Origin of the sequence: Streptococcus alactolyticus (genome assembly GCF_042649785.1) — a bacterium.
Lineage (GTDB): Bacteria > Bacillota > Bacilli > Lactobacillales > Streptococcaceae > Streptococcus > Streptococcus alactolyticus.
Map to the genome: position 1 here is coordinate 13,195 of NZ_JBHRZX010000010.1, position 21,708 is coordinate 34,902.

The 21,708-nt window shown below is 42.3% G+C and carries 20 protein-coding genes; 4 read left to right on the top strand and 16 right to left on the bottom strand.

Annotated elements, in window-relative coordinates; all coding sequences use genetic code 11:
- Positions 1 to 44: 44 nt before the first annotated feature.
- The 7 genes from alr to ACFORE_RS02570 all read right to left on the bottom strand — a co-directional run bounded on the left by alr (position 45) and on the right by ACFORE_RS02570 (position 9,449).
- Positions 45 to 1,151 carry an alanine racemase gene (alr, locus tag ACFORE_RS02540; protein ID WP_154455178.1) on the bottom strand — a complete coding sequence of 369 codons (1,107 nt, stop codon included), beginning with the start codon at positions 1,149 to 1,151 and terminating at the stop codon, positions 45 to 47.
- Between the two features lie 60 nt (positions 1,152 to 1,211).
- Positions 1,212 to 1,574, bottom strand: a complete 363-nt coding sequence (acpS, locus tag ACFORE_RS02545) for a holo-ACP synthase (protein ID WP_235280574.1) — start codon at positions 1,572 to 1,574, stop codon at positions 1,212 to 1,214.
- A 92-nt stretch (positions 1,575 to 1,666) separates the two neighbouring features.
- Positions 1,667 to 2,722, bottom strand: a complete 1,056-nt coding sequence (locus ACFORE_RS02550) for a 3-deoxy-7-phosphoheptulonate synthase (RefSeq protein WP_308526000.1) — start codon at positions 2,720 to 2,722, stop codon at positions 1,667 to 1,669.
- Between the two features lie 2 nt (positions 2,723 to 2,724).
- Entirely contained in the window at positions 2,725 to 3,756 is a 1,032-nt protein-coding gene (locus ACFORE_RS02555) for a 3-deoxy-7-phosphoheptulonate synthase (protein ID WP_154455181.1), read from the bottom strand.
- Between the two features lie 97 nt (positions 3,757 to 3,853).
- The gene (gene secA / locus ACFORE_RS02560; protein ID WP_154455182.1) at positions 3,854 to 6,379 is read right to left on the bottom strand and encodes a preprotein translocase subunit SecA; all 2,526 of its coding nucleotides are present in this window, start codon (positions 6,377 to 6,379) and stop codon (positions 3,854 to 3,856) included.
- 165 nt (positions 6,380 to 6,544) lie between these two features.
- Complete coding sequence (scrK, locus tag ACFORE_RS02565) at positions 6,545 to 7,426, bottom strand: fructokinase ScrK (RefSeq protein WP_264879560.1); 882 nt, start codon at positions 7,424 to 7,426, stop codon at positions 6,545 to 6,547.
- 79 nt (positions 7,427 to 7,505) lie between these two features.
- Positions 7,506 to 9,449, bottom strand: a complete 1,944-nt coding sequence (locus ACFORE_RS02570; protein WP_154455184.1) for a sucrose-specific PTS transporter subunit IIBC — start codon at positions 9,447 to 9,449, stop codon at positions 7,506 to 7,508.
- A 196-nt stretch (positions 9,450 to 9,645) separates the two neighbouring features.
- Between ACFORE_RS02570 and ACFORE_RS02575 the strand changes: the two genes are divergently transcribed.
- A complete protein-coding gene (locus ACFORE_RS02575; RefSeq protein WP_154455185.1) occupies positions 9,646 to 11,085 on the top strand; it encodes a sucrose-6-phosphate hydrolase in 1,440 nt (479 codons plus the stop codon).
- A 1-nt stretch (position 11,086) separates the two neighbouring features.
- Positions 11,087 to 12,049 (top strand): LacI family DNA-binding transcriptional regulator, encoded by a 963-nt coding sequence (locus tag ACFORE_RS02580; RefSeq protein ID WP_264879559.1) that lies wholly within the window; start codon positions 11,087 to 11,089, stop codon positions 12,047 to 12,049.
- Between the two features lie 37 nt (positions 12,050 to 12,086).
- On the opposite strand, the gene nusB is transcribed toward ACFORE_RS02580, so the two are convergent.
- The 6 genes from nusB to uvrA all read right to left on the bottom strand — a co-directional run bounded on the left by nusB (position 12,087) and on the right by uvrA (position 18,150).
- Complete coding sequence (gene nusB / locus ACFORE_RS02585) at positions 12,087 to 12,521, bottom strand: transcription antitermination factor NusB (protein WP_154454932.1); 435 nt, start codon at positions 12,519 to 12,521, stop codon at positions 12,087 to 12,089.
- A complete protein-coding gene (locus ACFORE_RS02590; RefSeq protein ID WP_154454933.1) occupies positions 12,514 to 12,903 on the bottom strand; it encodes an Asp23/Gls24 family envelope stress response protein in 390 nt (129 codons plus the stop codon). The genes nusB and ACFORE_RS02590 overlap by 8 nt, the downstream gene beginning before the upstream one ends.
- A 75-nt stretch (positions 12,904 to 12,978) precedes the next feature.
- On the bottom strand, positions 12,979 to 13,539 hold the full coding sequence (efp, locus tag ACFORE_RS02595; RefSeq protein ID WP_154454934.1) for an elongation factor P: 561 nt from the start codon (positions 13,537 to 13,539) through the stop codon (positions 12,979 to 12,981).
- A gap of 96 nt (positions 13,540 to 13,635) precedes the next feature.
- Positions 13,636 to 14,091 carry a deoxycytidylate deaminase gene (locus ACFORE_RS02600; RefSeq protein ID WP_154454935.1) on the bottom strand — a complete coding sequence of 152 codons (456 nt, stop codon included), beginning with the start codon at positions 14,089 to 14,091 and terminating at the stop codon, positions 13,636 to 13,638.
- Between the two features lie 43 nt (positions 14,092 to 14,134).
- Positions 14,135 to 15,199, bottom strand: coding sequence for a M24 family metallopeptidase (locus ACFORE_RS02605; protein ID WP_154454936.1), 1,065 nt, complete (start codon positions 15,197 to 15,199; stop codon positions 14,135 to 14,137).
- 125 nt (positions 15,200 to 15,324) lie between these two features.
- The gene (uvrA, locus tag ACFORE_RS02610; protein WP_154454937.1) at positions 15,325 to 18,150 is read right to left on the bottom strand and encodes an excinuclease ABC subunit UvrA; all 2,826 of its coding nucleotides are present in this window, start codon (positions 18,148 to 18,150) and stop codon (positions 15,325 to 15,327) included.
- Between the two features lie 302 nt (positions 18,151 to 18,452).
- On the opposite strand from uvrA, the gene ACFORE_RS02615 reads away from it, so the two are divergent.
- Both ACFORE_RS02615 and ACFORE_RS02620 read left to right on the top strand, forming a co-directional pair.
- Entirely contained in the window at positions 18,453 to 19,397 is a 945-nt protein-coding gene (locus ACFORE_RS02615; RefSeq protein ID WP_235280565.1) for a magnesium transporter CorA family protein, read from the top strand.
- 173 nt (positions 19,398 to 19,570) lie between these two features.
- Entirely contained in the window at positions 19,571 to 20,227 is a 657-nt protein-coding gene (locus tag ACFORE_RS02620) for a DUF1129 domain-containing protein (RefSeq protein ID WP_154454939.1), read from the top strand.
- 104 nt (positions 20,228 to 20,331) lie between these two features.
- Here ACFORE_RS02620 and rpsR read toward each other — a convergent pair whose 3' ends face one another.
- The 3 genes from rpsR to rpsF are packed head-to-tail and all read right to left on the bottom strand — an operon-like array spanning position 20,332 to position 21,441.
- A complete protein-coding gene (gene rpsR, locus ACFORE_RS02625; RefSeq protein ID WP_000068664.1) occupies positions 20,332 to 20,571 on the bottom strand; it encodes a 30S ribosomal protein S18 in 240 nt (79 codons plus the stop codon).
- Between the two features lie 58 nt (positions 20,572 to 20,629).
- Entirely contained in the window at positions 20,630 to 21,139 is a 510-nt protein-coding gene (locus ACFORE_RS02630; protein ID WP_154454940.1) for a single-stranded DNA-binding protein, read from the bottom strand.
- An 11-nt stretch (positions 21,140 to 21,150) separates the two neighbouring features.
- Positions 21,151 to 21,441, bottom strand: coding sequence for a 30S ribosomal protein S6 (gene rpsF / locus ACFORE_RS02635; protein WP_154454941.1), 291 nt, complete (start codon positions 21,439 to 21,441; stop codon positions 21,151 to 21,153).
- Positions 21,442 to 21,708 lie beyond the last annotated feature (267 nt).

Consider the following 21,708-nt stretch of genomic DNA (forward strand, 5'->3'; position numbering starts at 1 on the left):
ATTCTAAATCGCTGCTTTTTCGTCACAGCGAAGTAGAATCCAATTTATTTTGAATACACACGAGGCACACGGTCACTTAATAGACAAAGCACTTCATAATTGATGGTGCCACGTTTTTGGGCTAAATCCGTCGCAGTGATAACTTGGTCGCCGTCTTGTCCAATCAAAGTCACCTTGGTACCAATTGGAAGTTTTTCTGGCAAGCGAATAGTGATTTGGTCCATTGACACACGCCCAACGATTTCACACCATTCCCCATTGACCAACACATAAAAGCCTTGCAAATCACGGGTCCAGCCATCTGCATAACCAATCGGAACCGTCGCAATGTATTCATCTCCTTGAGCCACGTAAGTAGCCCCATAACCAACAGAATCACCAGCTGAAATTTGCTTCACATGTACCAAAGAAGATTCCAAGCTGAGAGCAGGTTTGATCGGATAAGGCAAGGCTAATTCCGTACCGCTTGGGTTAAGGCCGTACATCACAATGCCTAAACGCACCATGTTAAAAATGGTTTCGCTATGCCACAGACTCGTTGCCGAATTGCTGGCGTGAACAAGGGCTGGCGTTTCGCTCAAATGCGTAATCAAGTCTGTGAAAAAGGCTAGCTGTTGATTGAATTTAGTGTCGTCAGCTTCATCAGCCGTTGCAAAATGCGTGAAAATTCCTGCCACATGAGCGCCAGCTTTTTTCAAATCCGCCAACAAATGCTCTGCCTCATCCAGACTTCTCACACCAATCCGACCCATGCCAGAATCGACTTTCAAATGAACATCCAAGTCCGCCAAAGAAATGCCTTGCGCCAAGGCCATGTCCAACCATTCCTGACTAGCCACCGTCAAGGTCAAATGATGCTCGCGCGCTATTTCCACTTCTTCTGGCATAATAACTCCCAGAATCAAAATGGTCTTGTCAATGCCAGCTTCACGCAACTCCAGCGCTTCATCAATATTGGACACGCAAAAGCCATCCACCAAATGCGAAATCGCCTGCGCCACTTGCTTAGACCCATGCCCATAAGCATTAGCCTTTACCACCGCAAAAGTCTGCTTCCCTTGAGGGATATTAGCTTGCACACTTTCAATATTTTGGCAAATCGCTTCTAAATCAATTAAGGCCTTAGTCGGTCTATGTAAACTCGAAATCATGTCATTCCTCCAAAGATAATCATTTATGAGAAGTCGTCTAATGTGTGATTTCTAATCCTTTCAACCAGAATCATCCTCTAAGATAACACTGGCTTGGGCATAATCTCCCGAGTGAGAGATGGAAATAAAAGTCCTTCCCGAAAAAGGAGAGCGGGTAATCACCGGCGCTCCTTGGGAATTATTTAAAATTTCGATATCCTGAAATCGCAGTTTTCCAATGCCCGTCCCCATTGCCTTAGCAAAGGCTTCCTTTCCAGCCCAACGCCCTGCCAAAAAGGCCATTTGGCGTTTTAAGTTGGCATGTTCTGAAAAGCGCCTAAACTCCGCTTCTGTTAAAATGCGTTGAGCAAATTTGGGGTTCTTCTCATAAGCTTGTTGAATTGCGGAAATGTCTTGTAAATCAATACCATGCCCAATAATCATGTGACTCCCTTACCTCAGCTTATCCGCACCTGCTAACTCTCCTCAAAACTAAGGAGCTGAGAGAAATCCCCAGCTCCATTATATGTTAGTGATTAGAAGAGCAAGTCCTCATAGGAATCATGTCGCAATGTTTCATGAATTTCACGGATTAATTGTTCAGTTTTATCCCAGCCCAAACATGGGTCAGTGATGGATTTTCCAAAGACTTCTGGCGTGTCTTGACGACCGTCCTCAAGGTAAGACTCAATCATGAATCCACGCACATAAGCTTTGATTTTCTCATTCCAATCTCGATTGATTAGGGTTTGACGAACAATACGCACTTGTTCTAGGTAATTTTTCCCTGAATTGTCGTGGTTGGTGTCAATCACGATAAATGGATTTTGAAGTCCCATTTTTTCGTACAAGCTGATCGCTTTGAGCAAATCATCGTAGTAATAATTTGGCTCATTTTCACCGTGTTCGTTGGTTGCCCCGCGCAAGATAGCATGAGCTAACAGATTGCCGTCCGTTTCCACTTCAGCATTTTGGTAAATGAAATTTTGCACATTTTGCGCGGCATAAATACCATTAAACATAACCTGTAAGTTACCAGACGTTGGGTTTTTCATACCTGTCGCCGCATCAATTCCTGATGCTACAAAGCGGTGTTCTTGGTCTTCAACCGAACGCGCCCCAATAGCGTGGTAAGAAACCAAATCATCTACTAGCGGTAAATTAGCAGGGTAAAGCATTTCATCAGCCGTAGTCAAACCTGTTTCAGTAATCACGCGATAATGCAAGTGACGAACGGCTGCCACTCCATTAATCAAATCAGGTAATTTTGAGGTATCTGGCTGGTGCATCAAGCCCTTATAGCCGTCACCATTGGTACGTGGCTTAGCGGTATAAACACGCATCACAATAAAGATGCTATCTTTAACTTCTTCTTGCAATTTTGCCAGGCGGCGAGCGTATTCCAAAACAGCCTCTTCATTATCTGACGAACAAGGACCAATCACAAGAAGCAGGCGCTCATCTTCACCTCTGATGATACGAGCCAATTCCTCGTCACGCGCCTCTTTCTTTGCAAGAAAGTCTCCTTCTAATTTTGAGATGGCCTTAACTTTTGCAATGTCAAGCGTTGCACTTTTTTGATGTATTCCCATAATTATTTTCCTAATGTGCCGTAAATTTCACGGATTAATTGTTCCGTGTTGTCCCAACCAAGACAAGGGTCAGTGATTGATTTTCCGAAGATTTCTGGCGTATCTTGACGACCATCTTCAAGATAAGATTCAATCATGAAACCACGCACGTATTGCTTAATTTTAGCATTCCAATCACGATTGATTAGGGTTTGACGGACAATACGCACTTGTTCCAAATATTGCTTGCCTGAGTTGTCATGGTTTGTGTCAATCACGATGAATGGGTTTTTAAGCCCTAATTTTTCATAGTGTTCGATGGTTTCAAGGACATTGTCATAGTAATAATTTGGGACATTTTTACCATATTCGTTGGTTGCTCCTCGAAGAATAGCGTGTGCCATGGCATTTCCTGACGTTTCCACTTCTTCACCGTTGAATAGGAAAGATTGTTTGTTTTGAGCAGCGTAGATACCGTTGAACATAACGTTCAAATTACCAGATGTTGGGTTTTTCATTCCTGTTGGAACATCGATACCAGATGCTACAAAACGGTGTTGTTGGTCTTCAACAGAGCGTGCTCCAATCGCGATATAAGACACCAAGTCATCCACCAATGGAAGGTTTTCAGGATAAAGCATTTCATCAGCAGTTGTCAAGCCTGTTTCTGAAATCACGCGGTAGTGCAAGTTACGTACCGCTTTGATACCGTTAATCAAGCTTGGTGATTCTGATGTATCAGGTTGGTGCATCAAGCCTTTATAGCCATCCCCATTGGTACGTGGTTTGGCAGTATAGACACGCATCACCATAAAGACGCGGTCTTTCACTTCTTCTTGAAGTTTTGCCAAACGATGAGCGTATTCGAGAACAGCCTCTTCGTTATCTGATGAGCAAGGACCGATGACCAAAAGAACACGGTCATCTTCGCCTTTCATGATCGCTTCTAATTCGTGGTCACGCGCTTCTTTTCTCGCCAAAGCCTCACCAGTTAAGGCAGATTCTTCCTTTAGCGCATCGAAATCGATTTTTTTACTTGTTGCTTTAAATGACATGAATCATCCCCCTTAGTATCGAAAAGTTTAGATTTTTTCTATTATATCACTTTTGGCTCTGTTTTCAATCAACTTTTCTGAATTTTCAGTAGACAGTCTAAAATTGTTTGCGACCGTGACAGTTTTTGAATTTCTTACCTGAACCACATGGGCAAGGATCGTTACGTTTAACGTGAGAGAAATCAATATCTTGTGTCGCTTGGTTTGGTGTTTGCGCCGCAATATTCTTTTCAGCCATTGTTGTGGCGTTTTGTGACGCACGTTCACGTTCTTGTTGGTGAATTTGTGCTTTCATCATGGTTCTTGTTACATCAAATTCAATCGCACCAATCATAGCTTGGAACATACGGAAACCTTCAGATTGATATTCCACCACAGGGTTATTTTGGGCATAACCACGCAAACCAACAGATTGACGCAATTGATCCAAAGCATCAATATGGTCTGTCCATTTATTGTCAACAACCATCAAAATAAGCACTTTTTGGAATTCTTTGACGGCATCAGGTGTTTTCAATTTAGCCATTTGCGCATCGTAAACGACCATCGCACGGTTAAAGAGTTCTTCTTTGATTTCATCAAAGCTCAAGTTTTCCAAATCAGATTGTTGGATAGATTGCTCATCAACTAGGTTGTTCTTAGCAAAATTCAAAATAGCGGCAAGTGCTTCGTCACGATCTGAATGGCTGTGTGCCTCAACAGTACGTTTGATGGTGCGTTTAATCATCGCTTTGATTTCAGGACCTAAATCACGGTCAGCTGTAATCACGTCACGACGTTCTGCATAAATGATTTCACGTTGTTCACGCATAACATCATCGTATTGCAAGACTTGTTTACGTGTATCGTAGTTGTTCCCTTCAACACGTTTTTGGGCAGATTCCACTTGACGTGTCAACATACGCGAACGAATAACCGCATCTTCTTCATCAAGATTCATACGGTCAAGGAAGGCCTTAATACGGTCTGAACCGAAACGACGCATCAAATCATCTTCAAGTGACAAGTAAAATTGTGATTCACCTGGGTCACCTTGACGTCCTGAACGTCCACGAAGCTGGTTATCAATACGACGGCTTTCATGACGTTCTGTTCCGATAACGCACAAACCACCCAATTCACGCACACCTTCACCAAGTTTAATATCGGTACCACGACCAGCCATGTTGGTTGCGATAGTGACTGCACCACGTTGACCAGCGTTCATGATGATTTGAGCTTCTTTAAAGTGGTTTTTCGCATTCAAAACTTCGTGTGGAATGCCTGCATCCACCAAGCGTTTTGAAATAATATCAGATGTTTCAACGGCAACTGTACCAACAAGAACAGGTTGTCCTTTAGCATGACGTGCCTTAACATCTTCAACCACTGCTTTGAACTTAGATTCCAAAGTTGGGTACAAGAGGTCTGGATGGTCAATACGAGCAACTGGTTTGTTCGTTGGTATCGGAATGATACGCATGTTGTACACTTCACGGAACTCTTCTTCTTCCGTTTTAGCGGTACCAGTCATTCCTGCCAATTTCTTATACATACGGAACATATTTTGGTAAGTAATTGAGGCACTTGTTTTTGATTCTTCTTGAATGCGGACGCCTTCTTTAGCTTCGATGGCTTGGTGCAATCCATCAGAGAAACGACGACCTTCCATCGTACGACCTGTAAATTGGTCAACGATTAGAATTTCACCTTCTTGGCTAACCACATAGTCAATATCCAAAATCATGATGTAGTTAGCGCGAAGAGCATTGTCGATATAGTGCGTCAAGGCAACATTTTCCAAATCGTAAAGATTGTCTAAGTGGAAGTATTCTTCTGCCTTGTCAATCCCGTAATCCGTCAAGCTAATGGTCTTAGTTGGCACATCGATGATGTAGTCTGTGCTTGTCAAAGTTTTAACAAAACGGTCCGCACGAATGTACAACTGACTCGTTTCTGAGCTAACTTGACCAGACACAATCAATGGTGTTCTAGCTTCGTCAATCAATACTGAGTCCACCTCGTCAATCAAGGCGAAGTTTAGCGGACGTTGTACCATGTCTTCCTGACGAACAACCATATTATCACGCAAGTAGTCAAAACCAACTTCTGAGTTGGTTGAATAAGTGATGTCACAGTTGTAAGCTTCACGTTTTTCAGATGATGATTTCGCTGACAAGTTGATACCAACAGAGAGTCCTAGCCAGCTGTACACTTCACCCATTTCTGTCGCGTCACGCGTTGATAGGTATTCGTTAACCGTAATAACGTGCACCCCTTCGCCAGAAATGGCGTTAAGGTAAACTGGCATAGTCGCTGTCAAGGTTTTCCCTTCACCAGTACGCATTTCAGGAACATCACCATTGTGCATCACGATACCACCCATAATTTGCACACGGTAAGGGAACAAGCCCAATACACGTTTGGCTGCTTCACGCACAACCGCGAAAGCTTCTGGCAACATCTGGTCGAGGGTTTCGCCGTCCTTGTAACGTTGTTTAAATTCAGGAGTCTTTGCTTTCAATTCGTCGTCTGACAAAGCTGCCATAGCGTCAGCATAAGACTCAACCTTTTTTGCTATTCTTTCTAATTTTCTTATTTCACCTTTATCGTTTTCGATAACAGTCCGTAGAATATTTGCCATTCCAATTCCTTTCGATAAACTTGTCAACCCATTCTATCATAAAAACCCTTTAAATTCAAGAATTCAGCGTACTAGCATCTGCTCAACTGAGGGTGTTAGAAGCGTTTTCCAAACACGCAAAAAGACTGAGGTAACGGCCCTCAGTCCTAACATTCTTATAAGAAATTAACGTTCTGATACTTTCTTAGCCAAAGCAAAATTACCTAGGGTTGCTGAGCCATTTTCGGCTACACCTGGTGTAACAATGTACTCTGCAACATCTGGAACAGGAACATAGCCATTTAACAGGGCGCTAAATTTATTACGAACGCGATGCAGCATATGCTCTTGTGCCATAACACCACCACCAAACACAATGACTTGTGGGCGATAAAGTAAAGTTGCTTGAACAGCGGCTTGGGCGATGTAGTAAGCTTGGACATCCCAAACTTCAGAATTGAGCTCAATCAATTCACCGCGAATACCTGTACGCCCTTCAAGCGAAGGACCTGCTGCCATACCTTCCAAACAGCCCTTGTGGAAAGGACAAGAACCTGTGTAGTCATTAGCAACATCTTGTGGGTGTGGCGCCACATAAACGTGACCCGCTTCGGTGTGTCCGATTCCACCAACAAATTCACCATTTTGGATAGCACCCGCTCCAATTCCTGTACCGATAGTGTAGTAAACAAGGCTCTTAACCCCTTTACGAACAAGGGTTTCACCATATGCAGAGCTGTTAACATCGGTTGTAAAGTAAAAAGGTACTCTAAAATGTTTTGAAATCAATCCAACCAAGTCCACATTTGCCCAATGAGGTTTTGGCGTAGTCGTAATGTAGCCATAGGTTTCTGAATTTTCATCCACATCAATCGGACCAAAAGACCCAATAGCGACACCTGCTAAGTCTTCCTCAAAGCGCTTGAAAAAGGCAACCACTTTGTCAATGGTTTCATAAGGTGTAGTCGTTGGAAATTGCGCCTTTTCCACTACTTGAAATTGCTCATCACCGACAGCACAAACAAATTTCGTCCCGCCAGCTTCTACGCTACCGTATAATTTTGTCATGTTTTTTACCTCAATATATTATATTTTTTCGATTTGTCAGTGAAAGAGAGGTGACAATCACCTCTCTACTGAATCGTTTTTATTTAACGTCTAGCAAGTTATCCCCTTCACGGACGCTACCATCAGCGACTGGTGTTACTTCAGAGTAGTCAGCTGTATTTGTGATGATAATCATAGTCGTATCATCAAGTCCCGCGTCAGCGATTGCTTTTCTATCAAATGTTCCAAGAACATCGCCTTTTTTCACTTTTTGGTTAGCTGATACTTTTTTAGTAAAGCCTTTACCTTCCATTGACACGGTGTCAATACCAATGTGAATCAAAACTTCTGCTCCGTCGTCAGATTTAAGGCCGTAAGCATGACCTGTTTCAAAGGCAATTTGAACCGTACCATCAACTGGTGAGTAAACTGTGTCACCACTTGGTTTAACAGCAATCCCTTGACCCATTGCCCCAGATGAGAATACAGGGTCGTTAACAGATGCCAAGGCAACTGTTTCACCAGCTAATGGGCTAACAATTGTTTCTGCTACTGCTTGAGTGGTAGGAGCTTGACTTGGTGCTGCAGTTGTTGTTTCTGCTTGTTTAGCAGATTCTTGAGCCGCTTGTTCTGCAACTGCTTCTGCTTCGAAAAGACCTGCTTCTCTTGTTTTACCGTAGATGTAAGTCAAAGCAAAGGCAATGGCGAAGCTGATAAGTTCACAAAGAATGTAGAATGGAATAGATGTTGCGTTGATTGAAAGGAATCCAAGGAAACCTGCTGAACCAAGTGATACGGCAACAACTTTAAGCAATCCTGCTACTGCAGCTGCTACCCCTGAACCAATCAAGGCACAGAAGAATGGGAAACGGTATTTCAAGTTAACCCCGAACAAAGCAGGTTCGGTAATACCTAGAAGGGCTGATACCCCTGCAGATGAAGCAAGACCTTTTGTTTTAGAATTTTTCGTTAAGAACCAGATGGCAAATGTCGCCGCACCTTGGGCAACGTTGGCCATAGAAGCTACTACGAAGACGAAATCTCCGTATCCAATACCTTCACGCCAAGCTGAAAGCAATTGTGTTTCGATAGCTGGGAAGGATTGGTGCAGACCTGTCATAACAATCAATGAGTAAGTACCACCAAAGATACCCATACCAATGAATCCAGTTGTGTTATACAACCATACAATCCCATCTGTGATTGCATTTGACAACATCAACATCACTGGACCAATGACTGTGAAGGTTACAAAACCTGTAATCATCACAGACAAGAGTGGTGTGAAGGTAAAGTCAACTGATGATGGCAAACGTTTGTGGAAGAATTTTTCTAAGACTGAAAGCAACCAAACTGCTGCCAAAACTGGAATAACTTGGTAAGCGTAGTTGGTTTGTGCTACATGGTAACCAAAGACATTCCAATATTCGCTAGCCCCACCAAGGTCTGGTGTGGTCATAATCATACCAATGGCAGCCCCTAGGAATTGGTTAGCACCAAAGCGTTTCGCAGCTGAGATTCCGACCAAGATAGGCAAGAACATAAATGGTGCAGCTGACATCAATTGAATCATTGCTGAGATACCCTCAATAGCAGGGTACATCTCTTCAAGTGATTTTGGTCCAAATAAGTCTGGTGAGGTTAAGAAGTTGCGCAATGCCATCAACAAACCACCTGCAACCAGGGCAGGAATAATTGGAACAAAAATGTCTGACAACAACTTAATCAAAGCCATGATTGGGTTAAATCGCCCATTGTTGTTAGCAATTTGTTTTAAATCATCTGTAGAAACTTCTGACAAACCTGTCTTTTTAATCAATTCGTCATAAACGAAGTTGACATCCCCAGCACCGATGATAACTTGGTACTGACCGTCAATTTTGAAAGTTCCTTTAACATCTGGATTTTCATCCAATGCTTTTTGATCGACTTTGGTATCGTCTTTTAATACAAGACGAAGACGAGTCGCACAGTGGGCAGCTGCAACAAGATTATCTTTTCCGACCGCTGCAATAACGTCAGAAGCTACTTTTCCATAATCCATTACATTAACTCCTTTTGTCTATTTATTAAGTGTGTGAAAGCGTTTCACTTGTTTACGTTTACATTCTACCACATCTGTCAAAAATATGTCAAGCGTTTGATATATTTTTTTATTTTTTGCCAAAAACAATTGATTTTTAAATAGAAAACGTTTACTATATAGGTATAGATGGATTACTAAAAGGAGAAAGACCCCTATGGATTTACCTAAAGAAATACGATACCGAGCGTATTCCGACTGGAGTACCGAAGAAAGAGCTGCTATTGCAGAAAATGTCAACAAGTCACCTTGGCATGTCACTTATCACATTGAGCCAAAAACAGGCTTATTAAACGACCCAAACGGCTTTTCTTTTTTTAACGGCAAATACACCCTCTTCTACCAAAATTGGCCATTTGGCGCGGCTCATGGCTTGAAAGAATGGGTTCATACCGAGTCAGAAGATTTGGTGCATTTCCATACAACTGGCGCAGAATTGCTGCCTGACACCAAGCACGATAGCCACGGGGCTTATTCAGGTTCAGCCTACGAAATCGACGGCAAATTATTCCTATTTTACACAGGAAATGTCCGTGATAAAAACTGGGTACGTGACCCTTTGCAAATCGGGGCTTGGATGGACAAAGACCACAAGATCACCAAATGCAAAGACGTGCTTATTCAGCAGCCTAGCGACGTGACTGAACACTTCCGTGACCCACAAATTTTCAAATACGATGACCAATTTTATGCTATTGTTGGAGCTCAAAGTCCTGAAAAATCAGGCTTTATCAAGCTTTACAAAGCCCTTGACAACAACGTTGAAAACTGGGAAGAAGTGGGTAATCTTGACTTTGGCGGAACAGGGTCAGAATACATGATTGAATGTCCAAACCTTGTTTTTGTGGATGGAAAACCAGTCCTACTTTACTGTCCACAAGGTCTGGATAAGGCAGAATTGGATTACCAAAACATTTACCCAAATACCTACAAAGTGTGTCAAACGTTTGATACAAAGATCCCTAAATTGGTTGATCCATCAACAATCAACAACTTGGATTATGGATTTGAAGCTTACGCAACACAAGGGTTCAATGCGCCTGATGGACGTGCTTTGATTGTGAGTTGGATTGGATTGCCAGATATTGATTACCCAACTGACCAATACGACTACCAAGGGGCACTTAGCTTGGTCAAAGAATTGTCTATCAAAGACGGCAAACTCTACCAATACCCTGTCGAAGCCATTACAAGCCTGCGTTCAAGCTCAGAACCGCTTGCTGACAAAGCCGAAACAGCAAACATTTACGAATTAGAAGTTACTTTTGCTGCTGACCAAGTATCAGAATTATTACTATTCGCTGACGACAAAGGAAACGGCCTACGTTTGACTGTGGATACTGCCAACGGAAAAGTCATCCTTGATCGTAGCAAAGCTGGCGTGCAATACGCAACTGATTTTGGTCAAACCCGTGAATGTGACATTGAACCAACAGAAACCACTGCCAACATCTTCGTCGATCGTTCAATTGTTGAAATTTTCATTAACAAAGGAGAAAAAGTATTTACCAGCCGCGTCTTCCCAGAAGCAGGGCAAAGCGGTATTCAACTCACAGCTGGGGAAACGACTGGAACATACTTTGAGTTAACAAAGTAACATGGTAGCAAAATTAACAGATGTCGCTGAATTAGCTGGTGTTAGTCCAACCACCGTGTCGCGTGTCATCAATAACAAAGGGTATTTATCTGAAAAAACCAAAAGCAAGGTTCAAAAAGCCATGCAAACCTTGGGTTACAAGCCCAACAACCTCGCTAGAGGTCTGCAAGGCAAGTCAGCCAAATTGATTGGGCTCATCTTTCCAAATATCAGCAATATTTTTTATGCCGAACTCATCGAACATTTGGAAATCGAGCTTTTCAAACGTGGTTACAAGACCATTATTTGCAACAGTCAAAACGACCCTGCAAAAGAAAAAGAATACCTCGAAATGCTTGAGGCTAATCAGGTAGACGGGATTATTTCATCTAGCCACAATCTTGGCATCAAGGACTACAATCGTGTTGAGGCACCCATTGTTTCTTTTGACCGCAATCTCGCGCCAAATATCCCGATTGTATCCTCTGATAATTTCGAGGGAGGAAAAATGGCCGCTAAAACCTTGCAAAAGAACGGTTGCCAGCAAATCATTATGATTACAGGAAATGACAATACGGACTCACCAACAGGACTGCGTGCCCTTGGCTTTTCTTTCCAAATTCCACAAGGAAAAATCTTCAAAGTGCCAAACAACCTCTCTAACATTCGCCGTGAAATGGAAATCAAGTCCATTATCGCCAACAACAAACCTGATGGGGTCTTCGTTTCTGATGATTTGACTGCAATTTTGACCATGAAAATTGCCAAGCAACTCAAACTTCAAGTACCTGAAGATTTGAAAATCATTGGCTATGACGGCACGACTTTCACCGAAAATTTCATTCCTGAACTTACCACGATTAAACAACCGATTGACGAAATTGCTAATTTAATTGTTGATGTTCTGATCAAAAAAATAAAGGGAGAAAAGACCAGCAAAGACTATGTTTTGCCGATTTCTTTACTCCCTGGTGGCAGTATTTAAAAAGCAAAAAAACAAGCTGAACAATCAGCTTGTTTTTTTACATTGTAATAAACTGGCTTAGCAAACCATTGACAAATTTTGCAGATGTGTTATCTGAATATTTCTTAGCAATTTCAATGATTTCATTGACAGCCACGCGACCTGGTGTTTCGTCAAAATACTTGATTTCAAACAAACCTAGGCGCAACAAAGTTTTATCCGTTAGGGTCAAGCGTTCCAAAGACCAACCTGCTTTTAAATGCTCTTCAATTTGCTGGTCAATGTCTGCTTGAAAGTCTTGCACACCTTTGACAAGGCTAAGGAGAAAGACAGGAATATCAACTGTCACTCCTTCATCATCAAGCATGGGTTTGTCGTAAATGTAGGCAAACTCCGCAGCTGACAAGACATCTCCCCCAAATTCTAGGCTAAACAGGGCTTGGAAAGCACGCTCACGAAGGTCACGTCTGGAATTGGTAAAATTATTAGTCATCCAAAAAATCCTCATCAAACAATGCTTTTAAGTCTGGTTTAGGAGTCTTTTCAGGAACAATGCCTTCTACATGAATGTTTACAGATGAGATGGTTACTTCTGCCATGTCATAAACGGCTGCTTTTACCGCTTTTTGGATAGCAATAGAAACAGCAGGGACATTGACACCGTATTGTAAATAGACATAAATATCCGCATTAACTGTTCCATCTTCTTCTGTTTTGAGATAGACACCTTTGCCCAAAACGGTTTTGCTAAAGCTATCTGTCACCGCTTTGTTACGAAGGGAGTGAACACCATCAACCTTAGTTGCAGCAATACCTGTAATGACTTCCAGTACACGTGGTGAAATGACGATATCACCAATATTTTCAGTTGTCATAAGCATTCCTTTCTAAATACATAAAGGTAAAAAAGTAAAGAGTACAAACTGCCTCTCTACTTACTTTACTGGCTATTACGCACGTGATACGTAAGTACCTTCTTGAGTGTTGATGACTAATTTTTGACCAACTTCAATAAAGTCTGGCACGTTAACCACAAGACCTGTTTCAAGAGTGGCTGGTTTACCTGAACCTGTAACAGTTGCTCCTTTGATTGAAGGTTGTGTGTCAGTAACGGTCAATTCAACAGTTGTTGGAACAGTTACACCGATAACTTCTGTACCGTAGAATTGAATTTTAACTTCTGAGTTTTCAAGGATGTAAAGCAATTCTTCTTCAACGTTGGCTACTGGAATTTCGTATTGTTCGTAGCTTTCAGTATCCATGAAGTATGCGGTGTCATCCATTTTGTAAAGGTATTGGGCAGCACGCGTTTCAATGATTGCTTGTTCAAATTTTTCTTCTGGGCGGTAAGTCGTATCAAAAGTTGAACCAGAACGAACGTCGCGGAGTTTCATACGCATAACAGTGTTCCCTTTACCTGGTTTGTGGTGGCTTGCTTCAAGAACTTTGATAAGTTTGCCATCTGATGTTACGAAAGTCATACCTGCTCTAAGCTTACTTGCTTCAATCATTTATTCATTACCTCTTATAAATTAGTTATCGTCTTATTTTACCATAAAATAGAGCATGGCTCAAATGTTTTATAGGGGAATGTCTAGTCAAGGGCTTTAAGCATCTTTTCCCAAATGCACTTCTGGGACGTCATGCTGCACATAAGCCACGCCTTTTTGCTCCATCAGTTCAATGGCAAACGGATGCATGCGGTAAGCCGTCTTGTAGGTGATTTTCTTGATACCTGCTTGTAACAAGGCTTTGGTGCAGTTGATGCACGGAAAATGGGTCACATAGATTTCGGTACCTTTTGTAGAAATGCCTTCTTTGGCACATTGGATGAGGGCATTCATTTCGGCATGAACCGTGCGAATACAGTGCCCGTCCTCCATCTTATGCCCAACCTCATTGCAGTTATCAGTAGCAGACACCCCACCGTTGTATCCTGTGGCGATGATGCGGTTATCCTTGACCAATACAGCCCCAACAAAAGCACGGTCACAGGTGGAACGCTTGGAAATCAGCTCCGCATTTGCCATAAAATAATCTTGCCAAGAAAGTCTATTTGTCATCGTTTCTTCCTCTTATGCTTATCTAACGCTTGTACAGGATCGTTTAAGGTAAGACAATCAATTCTTTTGGTGCCAAGGTCAAGACTTCGCAACCCTCTTCTGTGACGATAAGGTCATCTTCGATACGGACACCAAATGCATTGTCCAAATAAATGCCTGGCTCGTCTGTAATCACCATACCTGCTTCAACCACTTCTTCTGATTGACCAAAGTAAGGAATTTCATGGATATCCAGTCCGATACCATGACCAATACCGTGCGTGAAATAATCACCGTAACCCGCATTGGCAATCACATTACGCGCTGCCTTGTCGTAATCTTTACGAACCATACCTGCCTTAACCGAATCAATCACAGCTTGGTTCGCTTCCAAAACCAACTGGTAAACCTCACGCTCCTTGTCGCTAATGTCACCGATGTGAATGGTGCGTGTCATATCGCTAACGTAATGATTGTAGTAGCAACCAAAATCAAGCGTCAGCATATCGCCAGATTCAATGACCTTGTCACTCGCTACACCGTGTGGCATAGCAGATCGTTTACCTGACGCTACGATGGTTTCAAAGGAAATACCTGATGCCCCATATTCACGCATCCGAAAATCAAGGAAATTGGCGACTTGCAATTCTGTCGTTTGCCCTGCCTTGATAAAGTCCAGCACATCTGTAAAGGCACGGTCAGAAATGGAACAAGCCTTACGGATGGTTGCCATTTCAGAAGCATCTTTAATCATGCGCAATGCTTCCATGAAGTTGGTTTGGGCTTGCAGATGATAACCTGCAAATACCGCTTGCAGATTTTGATAGTAGGCAAAAGACACTTGACTATCAAAGCCAATTCTTTCCAACTTATCTGCTTGGATAACCTTGGCAATCTCTTGCAGAGGGTCACGGCTTTCAATGATGTCAAATCCTTGTACGGATTGTTTCACAATCAAGGTATAGCGGGCATCTGTCACAAACAAACAGCGTGTTTTAGAAATAAAAACCGTCGCTGACGTCCCCCAAAAACCAGTCATGTAGTAAATATTGTTTTGACCAGTCACCAAAAAACCATCAATACCAACTTTGTCCAACTTTTCTTCAAAACGTTTCAATCTTGTCAACATAGGACTCTCCTTTGCAAGTCTTTTCCCCATTATATCAAAATAAGTTAAAAGCAGATACAAGATTTCGGCATATCACGGAAAAAGCCTCTCCAAATGGCATATACCTTGGAAAAGCTTTCTTGATATTATGATAATTTGTCTTTCAAATATTGTCCTGTGTAAGAACCTTTGACTTTGTCGACTTCTTCAGGCGTACCTGTGGCAACGATTTGACCCCCGCCGACACCACCTTCTGGACCAAGGTCAATCAAGTAATCCGCCGTTTTAATGACATCTAAATTGTGTTCAATCACGATGACGGTATTGCCATCATCCACAAAACGTTGGAGAACTTGAAGCAAGCGTGCAATATCATCCGTATGTAAACCCGTGGTTGGCTCATCAAGAACATACAAACTCTTACCTGTTGAACGTTTGTGCAATTCACTTGCCAACTTCATGCGTTGGGCTTCCCCACCTGATAAAGTGGTTGCCGATTGTCCCAAAGTGATGTAGCCAAGCCCCACGTCTTTAATCGTTTGCAGTTTCCGAGCAATTTTAGGAATGGCTGCAAAGAATTCTACCGCGTCATTGACTGTCATTTCAAGAACTTCGGCAATATTTTTATCCTTGTAACGAACTTCTAGGGTTTCACTGTTGTAACGTGTCCCATGACAAACCTCACAAGGCACGTAAACATCAGGCAAGAAGTGCATTTCAATCTTGATAATCCCATCACCCGAGCAGGCTTCACAACGTCCACCCTTGATATTAAATGAGAACCGTCCTTTTTTGTAACCACGAATTTTGGCTTCGTTGGTTTGGGCAAATAAATCGCGAATATCATCAAATACACCTGTATAAGTAGCTGGGTTTGACCGCGGTGTTCTTCCGATAGGGCTTTGGTCAATGTCAATCAAGCGGTCAACGTATTCCACACCTTCTAGGGCACGGTGTTTGCCAGGTTTGGCAGCATTACGATTTAATTTTTGGGCGACAGCTTTTTTCAAAATGCCATTTACCAAGGTCGATTTTCCAGAACCTGACACACCTGTCACGGCAATAAAGGTTCCCAAAGGAAAATCAACGTCAATGTTTTTCAGGTTATTTTCACTAGCTCCCTTGATAGACAAGAAACGCCCATTGCCTTGACGGCGTTCTGTCGGCACAGGAATAGCTTTTTTCCCTGACAAATACAAGCCCGTGATGGAATTGGGGTCCTTGGCCACTTCTTCTGGGGTACCTGAAGCAACGATTTCACCGCCAAAGGCTCCTGCTCCTGGCCCCACATCAATCAACCAATCCGCCTGACGCATGGTGTCCTCATCGTGTTCCACAACAATCAAGGTATTGCCCAAATCACGCATTTTCTTCAAACTAGAAATCAAGCGGTCATTGTCCCTTTGGTGCAAGCCAATTGAAGGCTCGTCAAGAACGTAAAGAACACCAGAAAGGTTGGAACCAATTTGCGTTGCTAGGCGAATGCGTTGGCTTTCCCCACCAGACAAAGTCCCTGCCGAACGTGACAAGGTCAAATAATTCAAACCAACATTGTTTAAGAAAGTCAAACGGTCTTTGATTTCTTTTAAGATAGGTTTGGCAATGACACTTTCATTTTCAGAAAGTTCCAAGTGTTTCAAGTGTTCCAAATGGTCAGACACAGACAAATCAGACACTTGCCCAATGTTCAAGCCATCTTCACCACCCACGCGTACACTGAGGGCTTGCGGGTTCAAACGGTAACCATGACAAGCTGCACAGGTCAATTCGTTCATGTATTCTTTCATGACCTTGCGGGTGAAGTCACTATTGGTTTCATGGTAACGGCGGTTAACATTGTTGACAACCCCTTCAAAAGGAATATCAATGTTGCGTTCGCCACCAAAATCATTGACATAGTGAAAATGAAATTCACGCTCACCTGAACCATATAAGACAAGGTTCTGGTCGTCCTCGCTCAAATCCTCAAAAGGCGTATCCATATCCACGCCAAAGGCTTCCATAGCCTGCTCCAACATGGTTGGGTAATATTGTGACGAAATGGGATTCCACGGAGCGAGTGCCCCTTCACGCAGCGTCTTGTGACGGTCAGGAACCACCAAATCCACATCCACTTCTAATTTAATTCCTAAGCCATCACAGGTCGGACATGACCCAAAAGGCGCATTAAATGAAAAGAGGCGAGGTTCCAATTCTGGAACGGTAAACCCACAAACAGGGCAGGAATAATGTTCTGAAAAGAGCAATTCATTGCCATCCATGGTGTCAATGATGACATAACCATCAGCCAAACGAAGGGCTGATTCGACCGAATCAAACAAACGCGACCGAATGCCTTCTTTGTTAATCAAGCGATCCACAATGATTTCGATATTATGTTGCTTGTTCTTAGACAACTCAGGGACTTCTGAGACCTCGTAAACATCTCCATCGACTCTAGCACGCACATAACCATCCTTTTGAATGCGACTAAAAATGGTCTTGTGTTGCCCTTTTTTACGACGAACAATAGGTGCCAAAATCTGCATCCGTGTCCGCTCAGGCAAGGCTAGGACTTGATCCACGATTTGCTCAACAGACGAAGCCTTAATCGGTCCATGCCCATTGATACAATAAGGCGTCCCTACACGCGCGTACAACAAACGCAAATAATCATTGATTTCCGTTGTCGTTCCCACCGTTGAACGAGGGTTTTTACTGGTAGTTTTTTGGTCAATGGAAATGGCAGGGCTAAGCCCCTCAATCGAATCCACATCTGGTTTTTCCATGTTACCAAGAAACATACGGGCATAAGCTGACAAGCTTTCCACATAGCGGCGTTGCCCTTCTGCGTAAATCGTATCAAATGCCAAACTCGACTTTCCCGATCCAGACAAGCCTGTCACCACAACCAGCTTATCCCTAGGAATATCCACATTAACATTTTTCAAATTGTGGGCACGCGCCCCACGAATCGTTAGTTTTTCTTGCATATTTCTCAACCAGCAGTTCCAGTCCGCCGCCATATCTCAATAGTAGCGCACCTCTAATAAGAACTGATAATCCTTTCTAATTAGGCATTTCCACATGTTCCACCTTCATTATAACAAATTTTCTGTGACTTACTTTCCCAAAAAACTCCGAATTGTAGTATAATAGGAGAGTATGTAAATTTTCCTTTTTTCGTTATGAAAAACAGTGTCTTTTTACAGGCTAAAAATTTAGAACACGATTTGGCTGATAGTGAAAGAAATGTCAAATCCTGTATCTCAGGTAAAAAGGAGGGGTTGTTTTTATGGAACAAATGTTTCTATCAACAGCGTTAGAATTTAAAGAAATCAATACATTCGAGCCAGGCGCTTGGATTAACTTGGTTAACCCCTCCCAGGAAGAATCAGTGAGGCTGTCTGAACAGTTCAACATTGATATCACTGACCTACGTGCACCACTTGACCTCGAAGAAACCTCACGTATTGCCGTTGAGGACAACTACACTCTCATCATCGTTGACGTACCGACCTATGAAGAGAGGAACAACAAAAGTTACTACGTCACCATTCCTTTGGGAATTATCGTGACAGAAAATGCCGTTATTACGACTTGTCTGCAAGAGTTGACCCTTTTTGACAACTTTTTCAATCGCCGTGTGAAAAATTTCTACACTTTCATGAAAACACGCTTTGTTTTCCAATTGCTTTATCGCAATGCTGAGCTTTTCCTAACTGCTCTTCGTTCTATCGACCGCCAAAGCGACCGTATCGAAGCCGAACTGGAAAATGCCACACGCAATGAGCAACTCATCGACATGATGGAGTTGGAAAAATCTATCGTGTACTTGAAAGCGTCTCTAAAATTCAACGAGCGTATTGTCAAGAAACTCTCAAGCAGCAACAGTTCTTTGAAAAAGTACATTGAAGACGAAGATTTGCTGGAAGACACCTTGATTGAAACGCAACAGGCCATCGAAATGGCTGGCATTTACGAAAATGTCTTGAATGCCATGACCGAAACAACAGCCTCTATCATCAACAACAACCAGAACACCATCATGAAGACACTCGCCCTCATGACCATGATTTTGGATATTCCAACCGTAATCTTCTCAGCTTATGGTATGAACTTCCAAAACGACTGGCTACCGCTAAACGGTTTACCTCATGCCTTTTGGTACATCGTCTTTATCGCCGCTTCTATGAGTGCCGCTGTCGTGATTTACTTCTTTAGAAAGAAGTGGTTCTAATGAATGAATTGCTCCACACCCTCTTGTTAAATCCTAATCATTTGACGCAGGGTGTTTACTAGTTAGAGAAAGTAAATCATTTGTTTTCTCTCACTAGTAATTTCTCTTGATGTAAAGACATTACTGGATACACTTAATCATTTGTTATTTCAAAAAACAGGAGAATAGACCTAATGGATCTCAATCAGCTTACTAAAAAGAATCAAGAATTCATTCACATTGCTACCAATCAGTTGATTCGTGATGGCAAATCAGACGAGGAAATCAAAGCTATTTTAGCAGATGTTTTACCAACCATCGTTGAAAATCAGAAAAAAGGGATTACCGCCCGTTCACTTCTTGGCGCACCAACAACTTGGGCTGCTTCTTTCACAACACAAGAATCAGAAACCCAAGACGCTAACAAAAAGAAAAACGATAACCCTTGGTTGATGTGGTTGGATACATCACTATTATTCATCGGCGTCGTAGCCCTTTTAAATGCTGTTATGGCTTTCTTTAGCACGTCAGCAACAAGCTTTGGTTTGCTCTCACTTATCGCCCTTGGTTTTGGTGGTGGGGCTGCTATGTATGTCACTTACTACTTTATTTACCGCCACGCTGGCAAACCAAAAAGCGAGCGTCCTGGCTTTGGTAAAACCATCCTTGTTATCGGACTTTCAATGATGGCTTGGGTATTGGTTTACACGGCAACAGCCTTCTTACCACTTGCCCTCAACCCACAATTGCCAGCAGTTGTCATGCTTATCATCGGAGCTGCTGCTCTACTTGGACGTCATTATCTTCAAAAACGCTACAACATCCTTAGCGCTATGACGCCACAAGCTTAACAGTCAAACCCCTCACTTTTAAAAAGTGAGAGGTTTTTTTGATGCTTTTGATCATACAAAAAACGACTTCACAAGGAAGTCGTTTTTAGCGTCATCGCAACGAATTAGTCTTCGTTTACGAATGGCATAAGAGCCATAACGCGAGCGCGTTTGATAGCTGTTGTTACTTTACGTTGGTTTTTAGCTGATGTTCCAGTAACACGACGTGGAAGAATTTTACCACGTTCTGATACGAAACGGCTAAGAAGCTCAGTATCTTTGTAATCAACATATTCAATTTTGTTAGCTGCGATGTAATCAACTTTTTTACGGCGTTTGAATCCGCCACGACGTTGTTGAGCCATGTGTATTCTCCTTTATATTATAGTGTTTCAAGTCCGATAAACTTGGTCATTCCATACTTTAGAATGGAAGGTCGTCGTCTGAAATGTCCATTGGGTTTGAATTGCCAAATGGGCTTTCGTCGCGACCAAAATTTGGTGTTTGTTGTGAAGGTTGTGATGAAAAACCACTATCATGTGAATTATCCCCAAATGATGGTTGGTTATTGTAACCAGAATTGTAAGAACCACCTGATTGGCCTTCACGTGTAGCACGACTTTCCAAGATTTGGAAATTATCTGCAATTACTTCTGTTACGTAAACGCGTTGACCTTGTTGGTTTTCATAGTGACGGGTTTGAATACGTCCTGTGATACCAACCAATGTGCCTTTTTTAGCCCAGTTAGACAGGTTTTCTGCTTGCTGACGCCAAATCACACAGTTGATAAAGTCAGCTTCGCGTTCACCATTTTGGTTTTTAAAGTTGCGGTTTACCGCTAGGGTAAAAGTCGCAACAGCTTGATTTGATGGGGTGTAACGAAGTTCTGCATCGCGGGTCATACGACCAACAAGTACTACATTATTTATCATAACACACCTTCTTACGCGTCAAGTTTAACAATCATGTGACGAAGAATGTCGCCGTTGATTTTTGAAAGACGGTCAAACTCGTTAAGAGCTTCAGCGTTTTCAGCTTCAACGTTGACAATGTGGTAAAGTCCTTCACGGAAATCTTTGATTTCGTATGCAAGACGACGTTTTTCCCAGTCTTTTGATTCTACAACAGTCGCACCGTTGTCAGTCAAGATAGAGTCAAAACGTGCTACCAAAGCATTTTTAGCTTCTTCTTCAATGTTTGGACGAATAATATAAAGAATTTCGTATTTAGCCATTGATATTTCCTCCTTTTGGTCTAATGACTCGCATCCTTGGACACGAGTAAGTGAGGCATACTCACAATAAATAATTATACTATATTATCCTAGAATGTGCAAGAGATTTATCTAGAAGTTCTGAAATCTCCCTCATCATAGATGGAACGGTTGCTTTCATACAACTCTGTGGCACAATCAAGGCTTTTGCGTAATTGCACCGCTTCGTCACGGCTAGTAAAAATCCGTTGTGTTTGGACATATTATTGACCGCTCCGCCAATACAAT

Coding starts and splice junctions, on each gene's coding strand:
- ACFORE_RS02615 (WP_235280565.1), top strand. CDS start 18,453: ATGGAACAAATGTTTCTATCAACAGCGTTAGAATTTAAAGAAATCAAT.
- ACFORE_RS02570 (WP_154455184.1), bottom strand. CDS start 9,449: ATGGATTATGGAAAAGTAGCTTCTGACGTTATTGCAGCGGTCGGAAAA.
- ACFORE_RS02590 (WP_154454933.1), bottom strand. CDS start 12,903: ATGACAACTGAAAATATTGGTGATATCGTCATTTCACCACGTGTACTG.
- ACFORE_RS02630 (WP_154454940.1), bottom strand. CDS start 21,139: ATGATAAATAATGTAGTACTTGTTGGTCGTATGACCCGCGATGCAGAA.
- efp (WP_154454934.1), bottom strand. CDS start 13,539: ATGATTGAAGCAAGTAAGCTTAGAGCAGGTATGACTTTCGTAACATCA.
- scrK (WP_264879560.1), bottom strand. CDS start 7,426: ATGACAAAATTATACGGTAGCGTAGAAGCTGGCGGGACGAAATTTGTT.
- alr (WP_154455178.1), bottom strand. CDS start 1,151: ATGATTTCGAGTTTACATAGACCGACTAAGGCCTTAATTGATTTAGAA.
- rpsF (WP_154454941.1), bottom strand. CDS start 21,441: ATGGCTAAATACGAAATTCTTTATATTATTCGTCCAAACATTGAAGAA.
- ACFORE_RS02550 (WP_308526000.1), bottom strand. CDS start 2,722: ATGGGAATACATCAAAAAAGTGCAACGCTTGACATTGCAAAAGTTAAG.
- secA (WP_154455182.1), bottom strand. CDS start 6,379: ATGGCAAATATTCTACGGACTGTTATCGAAAACGATAAAGGTGAAATA.
- ACFORE_RS02575 (WP_154455185.1), top strand. CDS start 9,646: ATGGATTTACCTAAAGAAATACGATACCGAGCGTATTCCGACTGGAGT.
- acpS (WP_235280574.1), bottom strand. CDS start 1,574: ATGATTATTGGGCATGGTATTGATTTACAAGACATTTCCGCAATTCAA.
- ACFORE_RS02605 (WP_154454936.1), bottom strand. CDS start 15,199: ATGTTGACAAGATTGAAACGTTTTGAAGAAAAGTTGGACAAAGTTGGT.
- uvrA (WP_154454937.1), bottom strand. CDS start 18,150: ATGCAAGAAAAACTAACGATTCGTGGGGCGCGTGCCCACAATTTGAAA.
- ACFORE_RS02620 (WP_154454939.1), top strand. CDS start 19,571: ATGGATCTCAATCAGCTTACTAAAAAGAATCAAGAATTCATTCACATT.
- nusB (WP_154454932.1), bottom strand. CDS start 12,521: ATGACTAATAATTTTACCAATTCCAGACGTGACCTTCGTGAGCGTGCT.
- rpsR (WP_000068664.1), bottom strand. CDS start 20,571: ATGGCTCAACAACGTCGTGGCGGATTCAAACGCCGTAAAAAAGTTGAT.
- ACFORE_RS02580 (WP_264879559.1), top strand. CDS start 11,087: ATGGTAGCAAAATTAACAGATGTCGCTGAATTAGCTGGTGTTAGTCCA.
- ACFORE_RS02555 (WP_154455181.1), bottom strand. CDS start 3,756: ATGTCATTTAAAGCAACAAGTAAAAAAATCGATTTCGATGCGCTAAAG.
- ACFORE_RS02600 (WP_154454935.1), bottom strand. CDS start 14,091: ATGACAAATAGACTTTCTTGGCAAGATTATTTTATGGCAAATGCGGAG.